Source organism: Streptomyces sp. NPDC048142 (assembly GCF_043202835.1).
In the GTDB taxonomy this organism is placed as follows: Bacteria; Actinomycetota; Actinomycetes; order Streptomycetales; family Streptomycetaceae; genus Streptomyces.
Map to the genome: position 1 here is coordinate 133,213 of NZ_JBIDBC010000015.1, position 13,800 is coordinate 147,012.

At 72.6% G+C, this 13,800-nt stretch carries 11 protein-coding genes; 7 read left to right on the forward strand and 4 right to left on the reverse strand.

All coding sequences use genetic code 11. From position 1 onward, the window contains the following. Position 1 precedes the first annotated feature (1 nt). Genes ACGF2Y_RS20565 through ACGF2Y_RS20595 form a run of 7 tightly spaced genes read left to right on the forward strand, consistent with a single transcriptional unit; the run spans position 2 to position 10,584 of the window. Complete coding sequence (locus tag ACGF2Y_RS20565) at positions 2 to 1,594, forward strand: long-chain-fatty-acid--CoA ligase (RefSeq protein WP_392949317.1); 1,593 nt, start codon at positions 2 to 4, stop codon at positions 1,592 to 1,594. 51 nt (positions 1,595 to 1,645) lie between these two features. Continuing rightward, positions 1,646 to 1,927: a phosphopantetheine-binding protein gene (locus tag ACGF2Y_RS20570; RefSeq protein ID WP_392949319.1), complete on the forward strand. Its 282-nt coding sequence runs from the start codon at positions 1,646 to 1,648 to the stop codon at positions 1,925 to 1,927. Further along, positions 1,914 to 6,338 (forward strand): amino acid adenylation domain-containing protein, encoded by a 4,425-nt coding sequence (locus tag ACGF2Y_RS20575; protein WP_392949321.1) that lies wholly within the window; start codon positions 1,914 to 1,916, stop codon positions 6,336 to 6,338. Before ACGF2Y_RS20570 ends, ACGF2Y_RS20575 begins: the two co-directional genes overlap by 14 nt. A gap of 8 nt (positions 6,339 to 6,346) precedes the next feature. Beyond that, positions 6,347 to 7,384 (forward strand): ABC transporter substrate-binding protein, encoded by a 1,038-nt coding sequence (locus ACGF2Y_RS20580; protein WP_392949323.1) that lies wholly within the window; start codon positions 6,347 to 6,349, stop codon positions 7,382 to 7,384. Positions 7,385 to 7,443: 59 nt separating this feature from the next. Further along, complete coding sequence (locus ACGF2Y_RS20585; RefSeq protein ID WP_392949390.1) at positions 7,444 to 8,406, forward strand: FecCD family ABC transporter permease; 963 nt, start codon at positions 7,444 to 7,446, stop codon at positions 8,404 to 8,406. Continuing rightward, positions 8,403 to 9,284, forward strand: coding sequence for an ABC transporter ATP-binding protein (locus ACGF2Y_RS20590; protein WP_392949325.1), 882 nt, complete (start codon positions 8,403 to 8,405; stop codon positions 9,282 to 9,284). Before ACGF2Y_RS20585 ends, ACGF2Y_RS20590 begins: the two co-directional genes overlap by 4 nt. Positions 9,285 to 9,315: 31 nt before the next feature. Continuing rightward, entirely contained in the window at positions 9,316 to 10,584 is a 1,269-nt protein-coding gene (locus tag ACGF2Y_RS20595; protein WP_392949327.1) for a pyroglutamyl peptidase, read from the forward strand. 116 nt (positions 10,585 to 10,700) lie between these two features. Here the strand turns inward: ACGF2Y_RS20595 and ACGF2Y_RS20600 are convergent, their stop codons facing one another. The 4 genes from ACGF2Y_RS20600 to ACGF2Y_RS20615 form a co-directional block, all read right to left on the reverse strand. Beyond that, entirely contained in the window at positions 10,701 to 11,105 is a 405-nt protein-coding gene (locus ACGF2Y_RS20600; protein WP_392949328.1) for an SHOCT domain-containing protein, read from the reverse strand. Between the two features lie 112 nt (positions 11,106 to 11,217). After that, entirely contained in the window at positions 11,218 to 11,718 is a 501-nt protein-coding gene (locus tag ACGF2Y_RS20605; protein ID WP_392949331.1) for an NUDIX hydrolase, read from the reverse strand. 167 nt (positions 11,719 to 11,885) lie between these two features. Then, the gene (locus ACGF2Y_RS20610; protein ID WP_392949334.1) at positions 11,886 to 12,785 is read right to left on the reverse strand and encodes a hypothetical protein; all 900 of its coding nucleotides are present in this window, start codon (positions 12,783 to 12,785) and stop codon (positions 11,886 to 11,888) included. Then, positions 12,782 to 13,795 (reverse strand): SPFH domain-containing protein, encoded by a 1,014-nt coding sequence (locus ACGF2Y_RS20615; RefSeq protein WP_392949337.1) that lies wholly within the window; start codon positions 13,793 to 13,795, stop codon positions 12,782 to 12,784. Before ACGF2Y_RS20615 ends, ACGF2Y_RS20610 begins: the two co-directional genes overlap by 4 nt. Positions 13,796 to 13,800 lie beyond the last annotated feature (5 nt).

Sequence of the window (13,800 nt, forward strand, 5' to 3'; positions counted from 1 at the left end):
CATGGCATCCCCTGAGAACCCGCGGCCGGGCACCCGGCCGCACCACCAGCTCTCCTCACTCGCCGACACCGCCCGCTTCCACGCCGAACACCGGCCGGACACCCCGGCCGTCGTCTGCGCGGACACCACCCTCACCTACGCCGACATGCACCGGGAGAGCAGCCGCACCGCACAGGCCCTGCGCGCCGCCGGTCTCACCGCCGGCGACCGGGTCGCCTACCTGGGCAAGGAGTCCGAGCGCTACTACGAGATCCTCTTCGCCTGCGCCAAGACCGGGACCGTCCTCGTCCCGGTCAACTGGCGGCTGACGTCCCCGGAGGTCAGCCACATCCTCCAGGACTCCGGCACCCGACTCCTCTTCGTCGAATCGGAGTTCCGGGCCGTCGTGGACGGCATGTCCGCCACACCGCCCGAACACATCGTCGTCCTCGACACCTCCGAGGGCTACGCCGCCTGGAAAGCCCCGCACACCGGAGGAGGAGAGGATCACGCGGCCACCCGCGACACCCCGGTGGCCCAGCTCTACACCAGCGGCACCACCGGGCTGCCGAAAGGCGTCGTCCTGGCCCACCGGAGCTTCTTCGCCATCGCGGACGCCATGGCCGAAGCGGACGTCGACTGGATCGACTGGCGGGCCGGGGACATCGCGCTGATCGGCATCCCCGGCTTCCACATCGGCGGTCTGTGGTGGGCGACGCAGAACTTCAACGCCGGGACCACCGTCGTGGCGATGCCCGCCTTCGACGCGGCCGGGGCCGTCGACCTGATCCACCGGCTCGGCATCACCACCGCCTGTGTGGTCCCGGCCATGCTGCGGATGATGCTGACCCGGCCCGGCGTCGCTCCGGCCGACTTCGCCACCCTCCGCAAGATCGTCTACGGAGGGTCGCCGATCTCCGAGACCCTGCTGGAGCAGAGCCTGGCGGTCTTCCGCTGCGAGTTCGCCCAGATCTACGGGCTCACGGAGACCGGCAACACCGCCGTCTGCATGCCGCCCGCCGTCCACGAACCGGGATCGCTCCTCATGCAGGCGGCCGGCCGCCCGTACCCGGGCGTGCGGCTCCAGGTGATCGACAGCCACGGCACGCCACTGCCGCCCGGGGCCGTCGGCGAGGTCTGCCTGGCCACACCGGCGCACATGGTGGAGTACTGGAAGCTCCCCGACAGGACCGCCGAGACCCTCGTCGACGGCTGGATACGCACCGGGGACGCGGGCTACGTCGACGAGGACGGCTATGTCTTCATCCGCGACCGCATCAAGGACGCGATCCTCGTGGCCGGGGAGAACGTCTACCCGGCGGAGATCGAGAACGTCCTGGAGCACCACCCCGGTGTCGCCGAGGCCGTGGTCGTCGGCGCGCCGGACGACCGGTGGGGGGAGTACGTCCACGCCTTCGTCGTCCCCGCCGAACGGGACGGCGAGACCCTGCGCGCCCGCGACCTGCACACCTTCCTGACTCCCCGGCTGGCCGCTTTCAAGCTGCCCGCGAAGTACGAGTTCATCGACCACGTCCCCCGCAACCCCAGCGGGAAGATCCTCCGCCGCGAACTGCGGAACCGCTTCTGGGACGGCTCGGACCGCAAGGTCAACTGACCGCCGCCCCCACGGGACACCGCACGCCACGCACAGAGAGAAGGGATCACCATGCCCGCTGCCCTCACCGTCCAGCAGTTCCGCGCCGATCTCGCCGAACTGCTCTACCAGAAGCCCGAAGAAGTCGACCTCGACGACCACCCCGTCGGGGCCGGACTCGACTCCCTCCGACTCGTCACGCTGGTCGAGCGCTGGCAGGAGTACGGCATCGACGTCTCCTTCATGGACCTGGCCGAACTGCCCTCCTTCCAGCACTGGTGGCGGCTTCTCGACCAGCGGCAGGACCAACGACAGGAAGAACGACAGGAAGAAGTACGCCATGGCGACGCCTGAGCGCGTGCACCCCCGCCACCCGCTGCTCGGAGCGCAGGAGGGCATCTGGACCGGCCACCAGCTCGACACCGCCAGCCCCGCCTACAACACCGCCGAGTACGTGGTGATCGAGGGCCCGGTCGACGTGGACCTCTTCGAAGCCGCCCTGCGCGGGGCGGTCGGGGAGACGGAGGCCCTGCACCGGGTCTTCACGGCCGACGACGAGGGACGCCCCTGGCAGGTCGACACCACCGTGCCCGAGTGGCACCTCCACACCGCCGACGTCTCCGGAGCCCCCGATCCCCACGAGGCGGCGCTCCGCTGGATCGACGCGGACATCGCCCGCCCCGTCGATCTCACCCGCGGCCCGCTGTTCGGGCACGCCCTGTTCCGTCTCGCCGCGGACCGCCACCTCTGGTACCACCGCGTCCACCACATCGCGCTGGACGGCTTCGGCCTGTCCCTGGTCGCGCGCCGCGTCGCCGACCTCTACACCGCGTTCGCCACGGACACGGAGGCGGGCCCGAGCGGCTTCGGCACGCTCGCCTCCGTACGCGAGGAGGAGGCCGCCTACCGTACGTCCGAGCAGTTCGCCCGCGACCGGGACCACTGGACGCGCCGGTACGCCGACCGGCCGGACGTGGCCACTCCGGCGGGCCGGTCCGCGCTGCCGGCGGCCTCCTTCCTCCGGGACGCGGCGGACCTCGACGCCGCGACCACGGCGGCGCTGCGGGCCACGGCCCGCGCCTTGAAGGTGTCCTGGTCGGAGGTGCTGCTCGCGCTCACCGCGGCTCATCTCCACCGCGCCACCGGGGCACCGGAGATCGTGCTGAGCGTCCCGGCGATGGGCCGCTTCGGCTCCGTGTCCCTGCGCGTACCCGCCATGGTCCGCAACGTCCTGCCGCTCCGGGTGACCGTCGGCCCGGACGACAGCCTGCGCACCCTGGTCGCCGCCGTCTCCCAGGAGGTGCGCTCAGCACTGCCGCACCAGCGCTACCGCTACGAGCAGATCCGCCGCGACCTGCGACTGGTGGGCGGCGGCCGGCGCCTCTCCGGTCCCGGCGTCAACATCATGCCGTTCGCCTACGACCTGCGCTTCGCCGGACACCGCAGCACCGTGCACAACGTCTCGGCCGGCCCCGTCGACGACCTCGCGTTCAACGTGTACGACCGCTCGGAAGGCACCACCACCCTGCGCTTCGCCGTGGATGCCAACCCCGAGCTCTACACCGCCGCCGAAGTGACCGGCCACCGGCGCGCCCTGTTCGACCTGCTGGCGGAAGCGGTCGCCGAGCCCGACCACCCCTTCACCGCGCTGCCCTCCGCGCCGGGCACGAGTGACTCCGTGCCGGGCCCGAGTGACTCCGTGCCGGTTCAGGTACTGGAGGGTGACCCGCTTCCCTCACCACCGCGCCCTGTGCTCTCGCTCATCGCCGGCCATGCGGCCCGGCGCGGCAGCGCGGTGGCCGTCGAGGAGGGCGACCGGAGCATCGGTTACGCCGAGCTCTTCGGCGACGCGCGCAGCACCGCCCGGAAACTCGCCGCCCGAGGTGTGCAGCGCGGCGACCTGGTGGCCACCGCCCTGCCACGGGGGATCGACGCCGTCACGACCCTGCTCGGCATCATGGCCGCAGGCGCCGTCCACTGCCCGGTGGACCTCACCGCCCCGGTGGAGCGGACCACCGCGTTGCTCGCCTCCGCCGCACCCGTACGCGTCATCACCACGCAGCCGCACGCCCACCTCTTCCCGGACCGTAAGGTGCTGCTGCTCGACGCCCTGCGGGACACCGTGCCGCACGACACCCCGCTGTCCGCCCCGGGAGCGGACGACCTCGCCCATGTCCTTCACACCTCCGGCTCCACCGGCCGGCCCAAGGGCGTCGAGGTCGAGCACGGCGCACTGGCCCACTTCGTCGCCGGAGCCGGACTCCGCTACGGGCCGGGCCGTACCGACCGCGTGCTGCAGTTCGCCCCCCTGCACTTCGACACCAGCGTCGAGGAGATCTTCCTGACCCTGTGCGCCGGCGCCACGCTGGTGATCCGGGAGCCGGACATGACGGACTCCGTCCCGCACTTCCTCTCCGCGTGCGAGCGCCTGCGCATCAGCGTGCTCGATCTGCCGACCGCGTACTGGCACGAGCTGGCCTACGCCTTGTCCACCGGAGCGGGCCCGTTGCCGAGCACGGTGCACACCGTCGTGACCGGCGGCGAGGCGGCGCTTCCCGAGCGGGCGGCCCGCTGGCGCAAGGCGGTCGGCACGGGCGTCCGGCTGGTCAACACCTACGGCCCGACCGAGGGAACGGTGGTCGCCACCGCCGCCGATCTGCACGATCCGGCTCTCGCCCCCGACGACACCCCGGTGGGCCGTCCCCTGCCCGGCAGCCGGGTCGCCATCGAGGACGGCGAGCTGTATCTGCTGGGCCCTGCGCTCGCTCGCGGGTACCGCGACCGTCCGCGGGAGACCGCCGAGCGGTTCGTCCGGCTGGAGCGCCTGCCGGGCTCCCCGCATGCCTATCGGACCGGCGACCTCGTGGTGCTGGGCGAGGACGGACTCCTGCGCTGGATCGGCCGCGCGGACGACGAGTTCAAGATCAGCGGACACCGGGTCCAGCCGGCGGAGGTCGAGAGCGCCCTGCTCTCCCACCCCGGCATCAGCGACGCCGCCGTGGTCGGCCAGGTGCTGCCCGACGGCACGCGCAGGCTCACCGCCCACCTCGTCGCCGCCGGCCCCAGGCCCCGGTTGCCCGCGCTCCGCGACCATCTCCGGGCCCGGCTGCCCGCACCGATGATCCCCACCTCGCTCACCTTCCTGACCCGCCTGCCGCGCACCACGACGGGCAAGACGGACCGGGCCGCACTGCTCGCCCGGCTCCCCGCACAGCCGGGCGGCACCGAGTCGGCCGGCGAGCACAGCACGCTGGCAGCAGCCGTGACCGGTGTCTGGCGCCGGGTGCTGGCAGCCGCCGAACTCACCGAGCACGACGACGTCTTCGAACGCGGAGCCCAGTCGCTCCAGGCCATCCAGGCCGCCAACCGTCTGGCCTCGGAGCTGGGGAGGGAGGTGAAGGTGGCCTGGCTCTTCCAGTACGCCACCCCCGCGGCCCTCGCCGCCTTCCTCGACGCCGCGACGGACTCCGTCCCTGACAGCCCGCCCGGCTCGGTGCTGCCGCCCTCCCTGGCCGCCGACACGACGCTGGGCCAGGAGGTCCACCCGGGAGCCGGTGCGGCCTGCTGGCCACCCCGGCGCATCCTGCTCACGGGGGCCACGGGATTCGTGGGCACCCACCTCCTCGCACAGCTCCTGCGCCGTACGGACGCCGAAGTGGTCTGCGCCGTCCGGGCCGGGGGCCCCGAAGCCGCCCTGAAGCGCGTCCACTCCGCGCTGGAAGCGGCCGGCCTGGCGCTGCGGGCGGACGAGCACCACCGTGTGAGCGCCCTTCCCGCCGACCTCTCCCGGCCCCGACTGGGCCTGAGCGAGAACGCATGGGGCGAACTCGGGTCCACCCTCGACGCCATCGTCCACGACGGCGCGGCGGTCGGCGTCGTCCGCGACTACACCGCACTCCGCCCGGCCAACACCGAATCCACCCACGACCTGCTGCGGCTGGCAGCTCCGCGCCGCATCCCGCTGCACTACGTATCCACCCTCTCGGTCGGCCCGCCACGAGCCCGGAGCGAGGAGTTCGCGGAAACGTTCCTTCCCGCCCACGAAGGGCTGCGCTACGGCTACCAGCAGACCAAGTGGGCCTCCGAACGCCTCCTGGAACAGGCGTCCGAGCGCGGTCTGCCCGTCACCGTGCACCGGCTCGGCCGCGTCGTCGGACCGATCGGCACGGGCGCCGTGAACCGCCAGGACTTCCTGTGGACCGTCCTGCGCGCCGGAGTTCCCGCAGGTCTCGTCCCCGACCTCTTCGCGGAGGAGTCCTGGACCCCTGCCGACCGGGTCGCTGACGAGATCGTGACGACCGGACCCGGCACCCAGCGCCCCGGCACGGTGGTCCACCACCACGCCGGAACCCCGGTGCGCCAAGCCGACCTGCACCGCTGGCTACGTGAGTACGGCTACGGGATCGAGACCCTGCCCCTGGACGCCTGGCGGGAGCGGATACCGCAGGACGCCGAGGACGCCGCAGCGGTCCTCGCTTTCTTCGCCTCCCTGCCCCAGGCCCCGGACGGGGCGGACGGAGACCTCACGCCGGCACCCGTGAGGGCGGACAACGTGACCAAGAGCCTCACGGCGGCGGACGGCCCCGTACCGCCCGCCCACCCGCCGGCCATGGACCGGACCGGCTTCTTCCGGCAGCTGGACCACTGCGTCGCCCACGGTGATCTGCCCGCCCCCGCCGCAGACAGGCCGCAGGAGCCGGGAACTCGCCCGGGGGGCCGTCCGACTCTTGTGACGAACCCCGGCCGACGGCCGGCCTCGAACTAGGAGCACACATGTCCCCCAAGCGGCTCGCCGCCCTCGGAGTGACCGCCGTCGTCGGCCTCGCGACCGCCGGATGCGCAGACGCCTCGGACGGGAAGACGGCGAAGTCCGACAAGCCCGCCGCCTCATCGGCAGCCGGATACCCGGTGACGTTGGAGAACTGCGGAGTGAAGCAGACCTTCACGAAGGCTCCCAGCAGAGTGGTGGTCATGAACGGCGCCTCGGTCGCCGAGGTCTCCACGCTGCTGGCCCTCGGTCTCAAGGACCGCATCGTCGTCAACCAGCAGACCTACGGCAGGTCCGAAGTGCCGGGCCGAGCCGATGAGATCAAGGCCCTGCCCAAGGGCGACATCGAGCTCAACGACGCCTTCGACATCCCGCGCGAGGCGATGCTCGCCCAGCGGCCCGACCTGGTGCTGTCCACCACCGCGTACGGCTTCGACGCCAAGAACGGCTTCGCCACCCGCGACCAGCTGGAGCAGGTGGGCGCCAACAGCTACATCTCGCCGCAGGGCTGCGACCAGGACACCTCCGGGATGACGATGGAGGACAGCCGCACCCTGCTCCGCGACCTGGGCAAGGTCTTCGGCGTCAGCGACCGGGCCGAGAAGCTGATAGCCGAGTCCGACAAGCGCATCGCCGCGATTGCCGAGAAGGTCGAGGGCGAGAAGAAGCCCGAGGTCATGGTCCTCTTCTCCAACATGGCGATGGGCGGCAACGACTTCAGCTCCGTCGTCGCCAAGGGCATCTACAACGACATCCTCGCCAAGGCGGGGGGCGCCAACGCCTTCGAGAACGCCGCCGAGGGCTCCTTCGCCGACCTGAGCAAGGAGAAGGTCGCCGTCGCCGACGTGGACGCCCTCGTCGTCATCAGCTACAACGACCCCGACCCGACGGCGTACGCCAAGAAACTGCTCAAGGAGTTCCCCCAGTGGACGGCCGCGAAGAACGACGCGTACGTGGTGCTGTCCGACTCGATCTACCTCGGGCCCAGCAACGACGTGGCGGTGGAGAAGATCGCCAGGACGCTCCACCCCGACGCGCTCTGACCGGACTGCGGCTCTCCCTGGGCGTCGCCGTCCTGCTCGCCGCGCTGATCACCGCCACGATCACGGCGATCAGCATCGGCGCGGTGACCATACCGGTGGCCGACGTCTGGAGCATCGTGGTCCATCACCTGACGGGCCGGGGGGCCACCGCCGATCCGGCACTGGACCAGATCGTGTGGCACTTCCGCACGCCACGTGTCCTCCTCGCGGCCCTCGCGGGCGCCGGACTGGCCGTCGCCGGGGCCGTCCTCCAGACGCTCGTCGCCAATCCACTGGCCGATCCGACCGTGCTCGGCTTCTCCTACGGGGCCTCCTTCGGCGCGGTCCTGGTCATCACCCTGGGCGGGATCGGCATCGGCGGCGTCGGAGTGGCGGGAGCCGCCTTCCTCGGCGCTCTCGCCACCGGGGCGGTGGTCTTCGCCCTGGGCCGCCGCCGCGGACGCCTGGCACCCACCCGCCTCGTCCTCGCGGGCGTGGCGGTCGGCTACGTCCTGCTCTCCGCGACCAGCTTCGTCCAGCTCTGGGCGACGCCCACCGAGCTGCGTACGGTGATGTTCTGGATGCTCGGCAGCGTCGCCGGCGCCCAGTGGGACCAACTGCCCGTGGTCGCGACGATCGTGCTGACCTGCACCGCCCTGCTCGGCCTCTTCGGACGGCAGCTCAACGCCGTTCTCGCGGGCGACGAATCCGCCACCGCGCTCGGCGTGGACGTCGACCGCCTGCGTGCCGTCCTGCTCGTCATCACCGCGCTGCTCACCGGCTCGGTCATCGCGGTGGCCGGCGGCATCGGCTTCGTCGGCCTGATGATCCCGCACCTCGTACGCCTCACCGTCGGTGCGGACCACCGGCGGCTCCTCCCGCTCACCGCGCTGCTCGGCGCCGTCTACCTCGTCCTCGTCGACCTCCTCTCCCGCACCCTCATCCGCCCGAACGAACTGCCGCTCGGCATTCTCACCGCGCTGCTCGGCGCCCCGTTCTTCGTCTGGCTGCTGCGCCGCAACAAGGGCTTGGACACCGTATGAAGCTCACCGTCGACCAGATCCACGTCGAACTGGAAGGCACCCCCGTCCTGCGTGGAGTCGACCTGGAAGTCCTGCCCGGAACCGTCGTCGGGCTCGTCGGCCCGAACGGCAGTGGCAAATCCACCCTGCTCCGCACCGTCTACCGCTCCCTGCGCCCCACCCGGGGCGTCGTCAGGGTCGGGGAGGACGACGTCCGGCGCCTCGCCCCACGCGCCGCCGCCCGCCGCACCGCCGCCGTCCTCCAGGACCCGGCGGGCAGCACCGGGGGACTGTCGGTGACGGAGATCGTCGAGCTGGGCCGCACCCCCCACCACGGGCTGATCGGCCGGGAGGGACCCGACGACCGCCGCGCCGTCGCCGACGCGATCGACCGCTGCGGCATCCGCCCCTTCGCGGGAAGGGACTACGCCTCCCTCTCCGGAGGCGAGCGCCAACGCGTGCTGCTGGCGCGAGCCCTGGCCCAGGAGCCGCGTCTGCTGGTCCTGGACGAACTGACCAACCACCTCGACATCCGAGCCCGCTTCGAACTCCTCGACCTGATCCGCTCCACCGGAGTGAGCACCCTCGCCGTCCTGCACGACCTCGACCTGGCCGTCCGCCTCTGCGACCGGATCATCGTCCTGGACGAGGGGACGGTCGTGGCGGCGGGTCACGTCCTCGACGCGCTCACCCCGGGGATTCTGGCCGATGTCTTCGGGGTGGCGGCCGCAGCCGAACGTCACGCGGACGGAGTCGTACGCATCACCTACGCGGCCGACCCCCTCAACACCGGCCGGACGGCCGGCCCCGACGAACCGGGCTCCACCACCACGGTGCCGCGCGCCGGTCTGGGCGAGGAGTCCGGACCCATGGCGTCGCCCCCGGCAGCACCGCGATAATCCGACCCATCGCTCTGTCGAAAGGGTCCATATGACGTATCAACTCCCCACCACCACCCGGATCGGCCTTGGCGGCATGGCACTGCTGCTCGCCCTGGCAGGCCCCGCCCCGTCGGCCGGGGCGTCGGCCGCCGACACCGCCCGCACCCCCACGGCGACGGCCGTCGAGGAGCAGCGCCTCGATCGGGCCGCCCCGCAGGAGATCCTGCGGCGCAGCGGGTTCGACGTCTTCGCCCCGCGCTTCGAGCGTGCCCTGCAAGGTTCCCGCGGCTACGCGCAGGCAGAACGAACGGTGACCCGCCATGCCTCGGAGCTGTGGCGGCGCGCCGTGCACCGCGCCCAGGGACGTGGACCCGCCGCGGGCGACCTGAGCCGGGGCGACGACCGCCCGTTGTACTGGGCGCGGCTCGCGCTCAGCCGCGAACTGCGCGCGTGGACACCTCGGTTCGATCTGGACGACGAACAGCGCGGGGCCCTGCACACCGCCCTGGAGACCGCCTCGCGCGGTCAGCAGGACGTCCGCTTCCCGGGCCACCGCGCGAAGCGGGTCCTGGTCACCGGCTTCGACCCGTTCACGCTGGACAGGGACACCCGGATCGGCAATCCCTCGGGCGCGAGCGCGCTCGCCCTGGACGGCACCCTGGTGCAGACGGCCCAGGGGCCGGCCCGGATCGAGACCGTCGTCTTCCCGGTGCGCTGGAGGGACTTCACCGAGGGCGCCGTCGAGCGGGCCCTCGCCCGGCATCTGCCGCACCTGGACCTGTTCACCACGGTCAGCCAGGGCCGGCAGGGGCGTTTCGACGTGGAGCGCACCAACGGCGCCTGGCGCGGGGGCTTCCCCGACAACGAGAACGTGGCGAGCACCGGGCCGGTCCCGGTCGTGGACCCCGGCTCGCAGCCGCAGTGGACCTCCACCACCCTCCCGTACCGGCGGCTCACCGGAGCGGACACGGGCCGTTTCCCGGTGTACGACAACACCGAGGTCACCGAGATACCGGCAGGCGGTACGCGACCGGTGACCAGGCCGGACGGGCCCACGCCCGGCTCGGCTTCGCGGGCCGGGGGCGGCGGTGACTACCTCTCCAACGAGATCGCCTACCGGGCCACCCTGCTGCGCGACCGGCTGGGGCTGCCGAACCTGCCGGGCGGCCATCTGCACACCCCGGTCCTGCAGTTCGGCGCGGAGAACACGAACCCGCGGACCGGCGCTGTCACCGACCCGGACTTCGAGCGCAACCGCTCGGACATCGTCCGTCAGGTCAGGGAGCTGGTGAAGACGGCGGTGAGCGCGGCCCGTTGAGCACGGCGGTGCCGGGCCCGGCCCGGAGGACGGCGTCCTCGCGGGAGTGCCGTGTCACCGCTTCGACCGCTCACGCGAGCCGGCCCCCGGCCCCGGGCGGGGGCCGGGGGCAGCCCTCAGGCAAGCAGCTTCGCCTTCGCCCGCTCGTACTCCTCGGCGTTGAGCGCGCCCTTGTCCTTGAGCTCGGCGAGTTTCGCCAGATCGTTCACATGATCGCCGGCGCCGGATCCGCCCTGGCCCGCCGCGGCGTCGCGCACGTAGCTGCGGAACGCGGCCTCAGAGTCCCTGGCCAGTTTCTCGTCGCGTTCGTGCATGCTGCGCCCGCGGACGATGAGATAGATCAGCACGCCCACATACGGCAGCAGGATGACGAGGACCAGCCAGCCCGCCTTGGCCCAGCCGTTCAGCGAGTGGTCCCTGAAGAGGTCGGTGATCACCTTGAACAGCAGGAAGAACCACATGACCCACAGGAACAGGTACAGCATGGTCAGGAAGACGTTCAGGAGCGGGTAATCGTCCATGTGTGCCTACTCCGATCGCGCGGATGGTCCCTCATTCATACAGTGGGTCCGATCTGTCCGCATCTGTAGGCATAAGGATCCGGGGAAGGTGCGCGAGTGGGTGAGCGGTGCGTCAGTCGCGGTTCTCGGCCGGGGCGATCCGCAGCACATGCGCGGGCGGGTGGGTGATGCCCAGCTCCGGTCGCCAGGCCGCCAGGACCTGCGCCGACGGATCGAACAGGGGGGCCGGCAGCTCCTCGGGCGCGATCCACCGCCAGGCGCTGATCAGGTGCGGCTCGGTCACTTCCGGGACCCCGGACGCGAGCCGTGTGACGGCCGCCATGCTGATGCGGCTGATCCCGCCGATCACGTCGTGGACCATCGCGATGACGTCCACGGACGCCACGTCGACCACCAGACCCGTCTCCTCGCGCAGCTCCCGCGCGGCCGCGGCGGCGATCGACTCGTGCGTCGCGTCGACCTTCCCGCCCGGCAGTTCCCACGTACCGCTGTGGTGCCGGCCCAGCAGGACGCGTCCCCGGACGTCCTCGACGATCACTCCGACCCCGAGGGCCGCCTGCGCGGTGGGCGGGCGGGTGTTGCGGGCGGGCTCGGTGGCAGGCTCGACTGACATGATGCTGGCTCTCTCCGCTCTTCGGTGCCGGTGCCGGTGTCGGCGCACGTGCCGGTGCGGATCACCGTAGCGAAGTGGCCGGGGCGGCCGCGTCCCGTCGGGTGCGCTCAGGTCGCCAGGCGCAGTGACTGACGCGCTCAGGTCGCCAGGCGCAGTGACTGACGCGCTCAGGTCACCAGTCGCAGCGACATCTCCGCGATGCCGAGCCGTACGCTCTGCCCCCAGGTCAGCTCCAGGGCGTCGGCCTCCATCCCGTCCCCGAAGACCACGATCCGGTCCGACTCCACGGTCAGCCGCAGCCCCTGCCCCCGCCCCAGTTCGCCCGCCACCCTCGACGTCCCGGTCGCCGGGGAGGGCCAGGCCTCGCGCACGAACCACAGGAGCCGCGCGTCGCACGGCGCGGGCAGCGGCACGGTGCCGCCGCGCTCCAGCCACAGCGAGCGGAGCCAGCCGGTGGCGCCCGTGCCGGTGCCGACCAGCACCCCGGAGGAGGCCTGGGCTTCGCCGGGGGTGCTCTCGCCGTCGTCGCGCAGGCGGTAGCGGGCCGTCTGGTGGCCGGGCGGCCCGAGGTAGATCTCGTTCAGGGCGAGGAGGCGCTGCGTGTCGTCGGCCACGGCCTCGACCATGGTCAGCTCCTCCGCCCGGCCTCCGGCGGCGGCCGCGGCGCGCAGCAGGGCGGCCGCTTCGGTGGGGCGGTGCCGGACCAGGACACCGGGGTTGCGCCCCGGGTCGGTGTCGATGCCCACCACCGGCTGCCCGGACAGGTATTTCGCGGTGTTGGCGACCAGCCCGTCCTGGCCGACCACGACCACCACGTCCTCCCGGGCGAACAGGAAGCGGTCCAGGTCCGCCCGCTCCACCCGGGAGCTGCGCCAGGTGAGCGGCACCGCCGCCGCCACCTCGCGCAGCGCCTGCCGGGTGTCCTCGTGGCGGCGGGCCACCTCGTCGATCGAGCGGCCCCGGCTGGACAGGAAGAACGCGGCCTGCCCGTGCGTCCCGTGCCGGGCGAGCAGCTCCTCGTACTCCGTCCGCCGGTGGACGAGCACCGCCCGGGGCGCCAGGCTCACGCGCCCGCACCGCCCGCCGGACGCCCGAGCCTGGTGAGCAGCCCGGTGACAACGTCGGGGGAGAGGGTGACGCTCTCGATCCGCGGCAGGTTCTCCGCGAGCCGGGTCGCCGCGAGGGCGTGCAGGGTGGCCGGATCGACCTCGCCGTGCACCCGCAGCCAGGCGGCCTGGGCCTCGGCCCGCGCCGCGCCCGTCTCGCGCGCCGCCTCGGCCTCCGCGCGGGCCAGGCGCACCGTGCGGGCCGCCTCCGCCTCCGTCCGTACGCCGTCGGCCGCGGCCTTCTCCTCGGCCTCGCGGCGGGCGTTGGTGCCGCGCTGGTCGACCAACTGCTCCTCCCGCCGGGCCAGTTCGATCTGGCTGGCCAGCTCGTTCTCGGCGATGGTGCGCTCGCGCTCGACGGCGACGGCCCGCCGTTCGTAGGTGGCCCGGTCCGCCTCCTGCTGGATCTGCTCGCGAGCCGGGGTGCGCAGGGCGCGTTCGACCTCGGCCTCGGGGCGGATCGCGACGACGCGCACGGCCACCACGTCGATGCCGGTGGCCGGGAGCCTGGGTTCGGCGGCGAGACCGGTGGCGACCCGTTCGCGTACGGAGGCGACGCCGTCGACCAGGGCCGCCGCGAGCGGGGTGCGGGCCAGTACGTCCAGCGTGTGCTGCTGCGCGGTCTCGGTGAGGAGGGTGGCGATCTGCTCCAGCGGTGCGCCGCGCCAGCTGCCGGTGTCCGGGTCCACGGAGAAGTCGAGCCGGTTGGCCGCCTCGGCCGGATCGCTGATCCGGTAGGTGACGGTGGCCTGCACGGTGACGTCCTGGAAGTCGGCCGTACGGGCGTGGAACGCCATGGCCAGCTCCCGGTCGTCGACCGGCACCTCGGAGAGCGCCGCCGACAGCGACCGGTACCAGAAGCTGAGCCCCTGACCGTCGTGGGCGAGCCGGCCGCGCTTGTGGTGGCGGATGTGGGCGGTGGGTGCTGAGCGCAGGTGGCGCAGGCCGAAGCGCCGGGTGATGTCGGCCATGATGA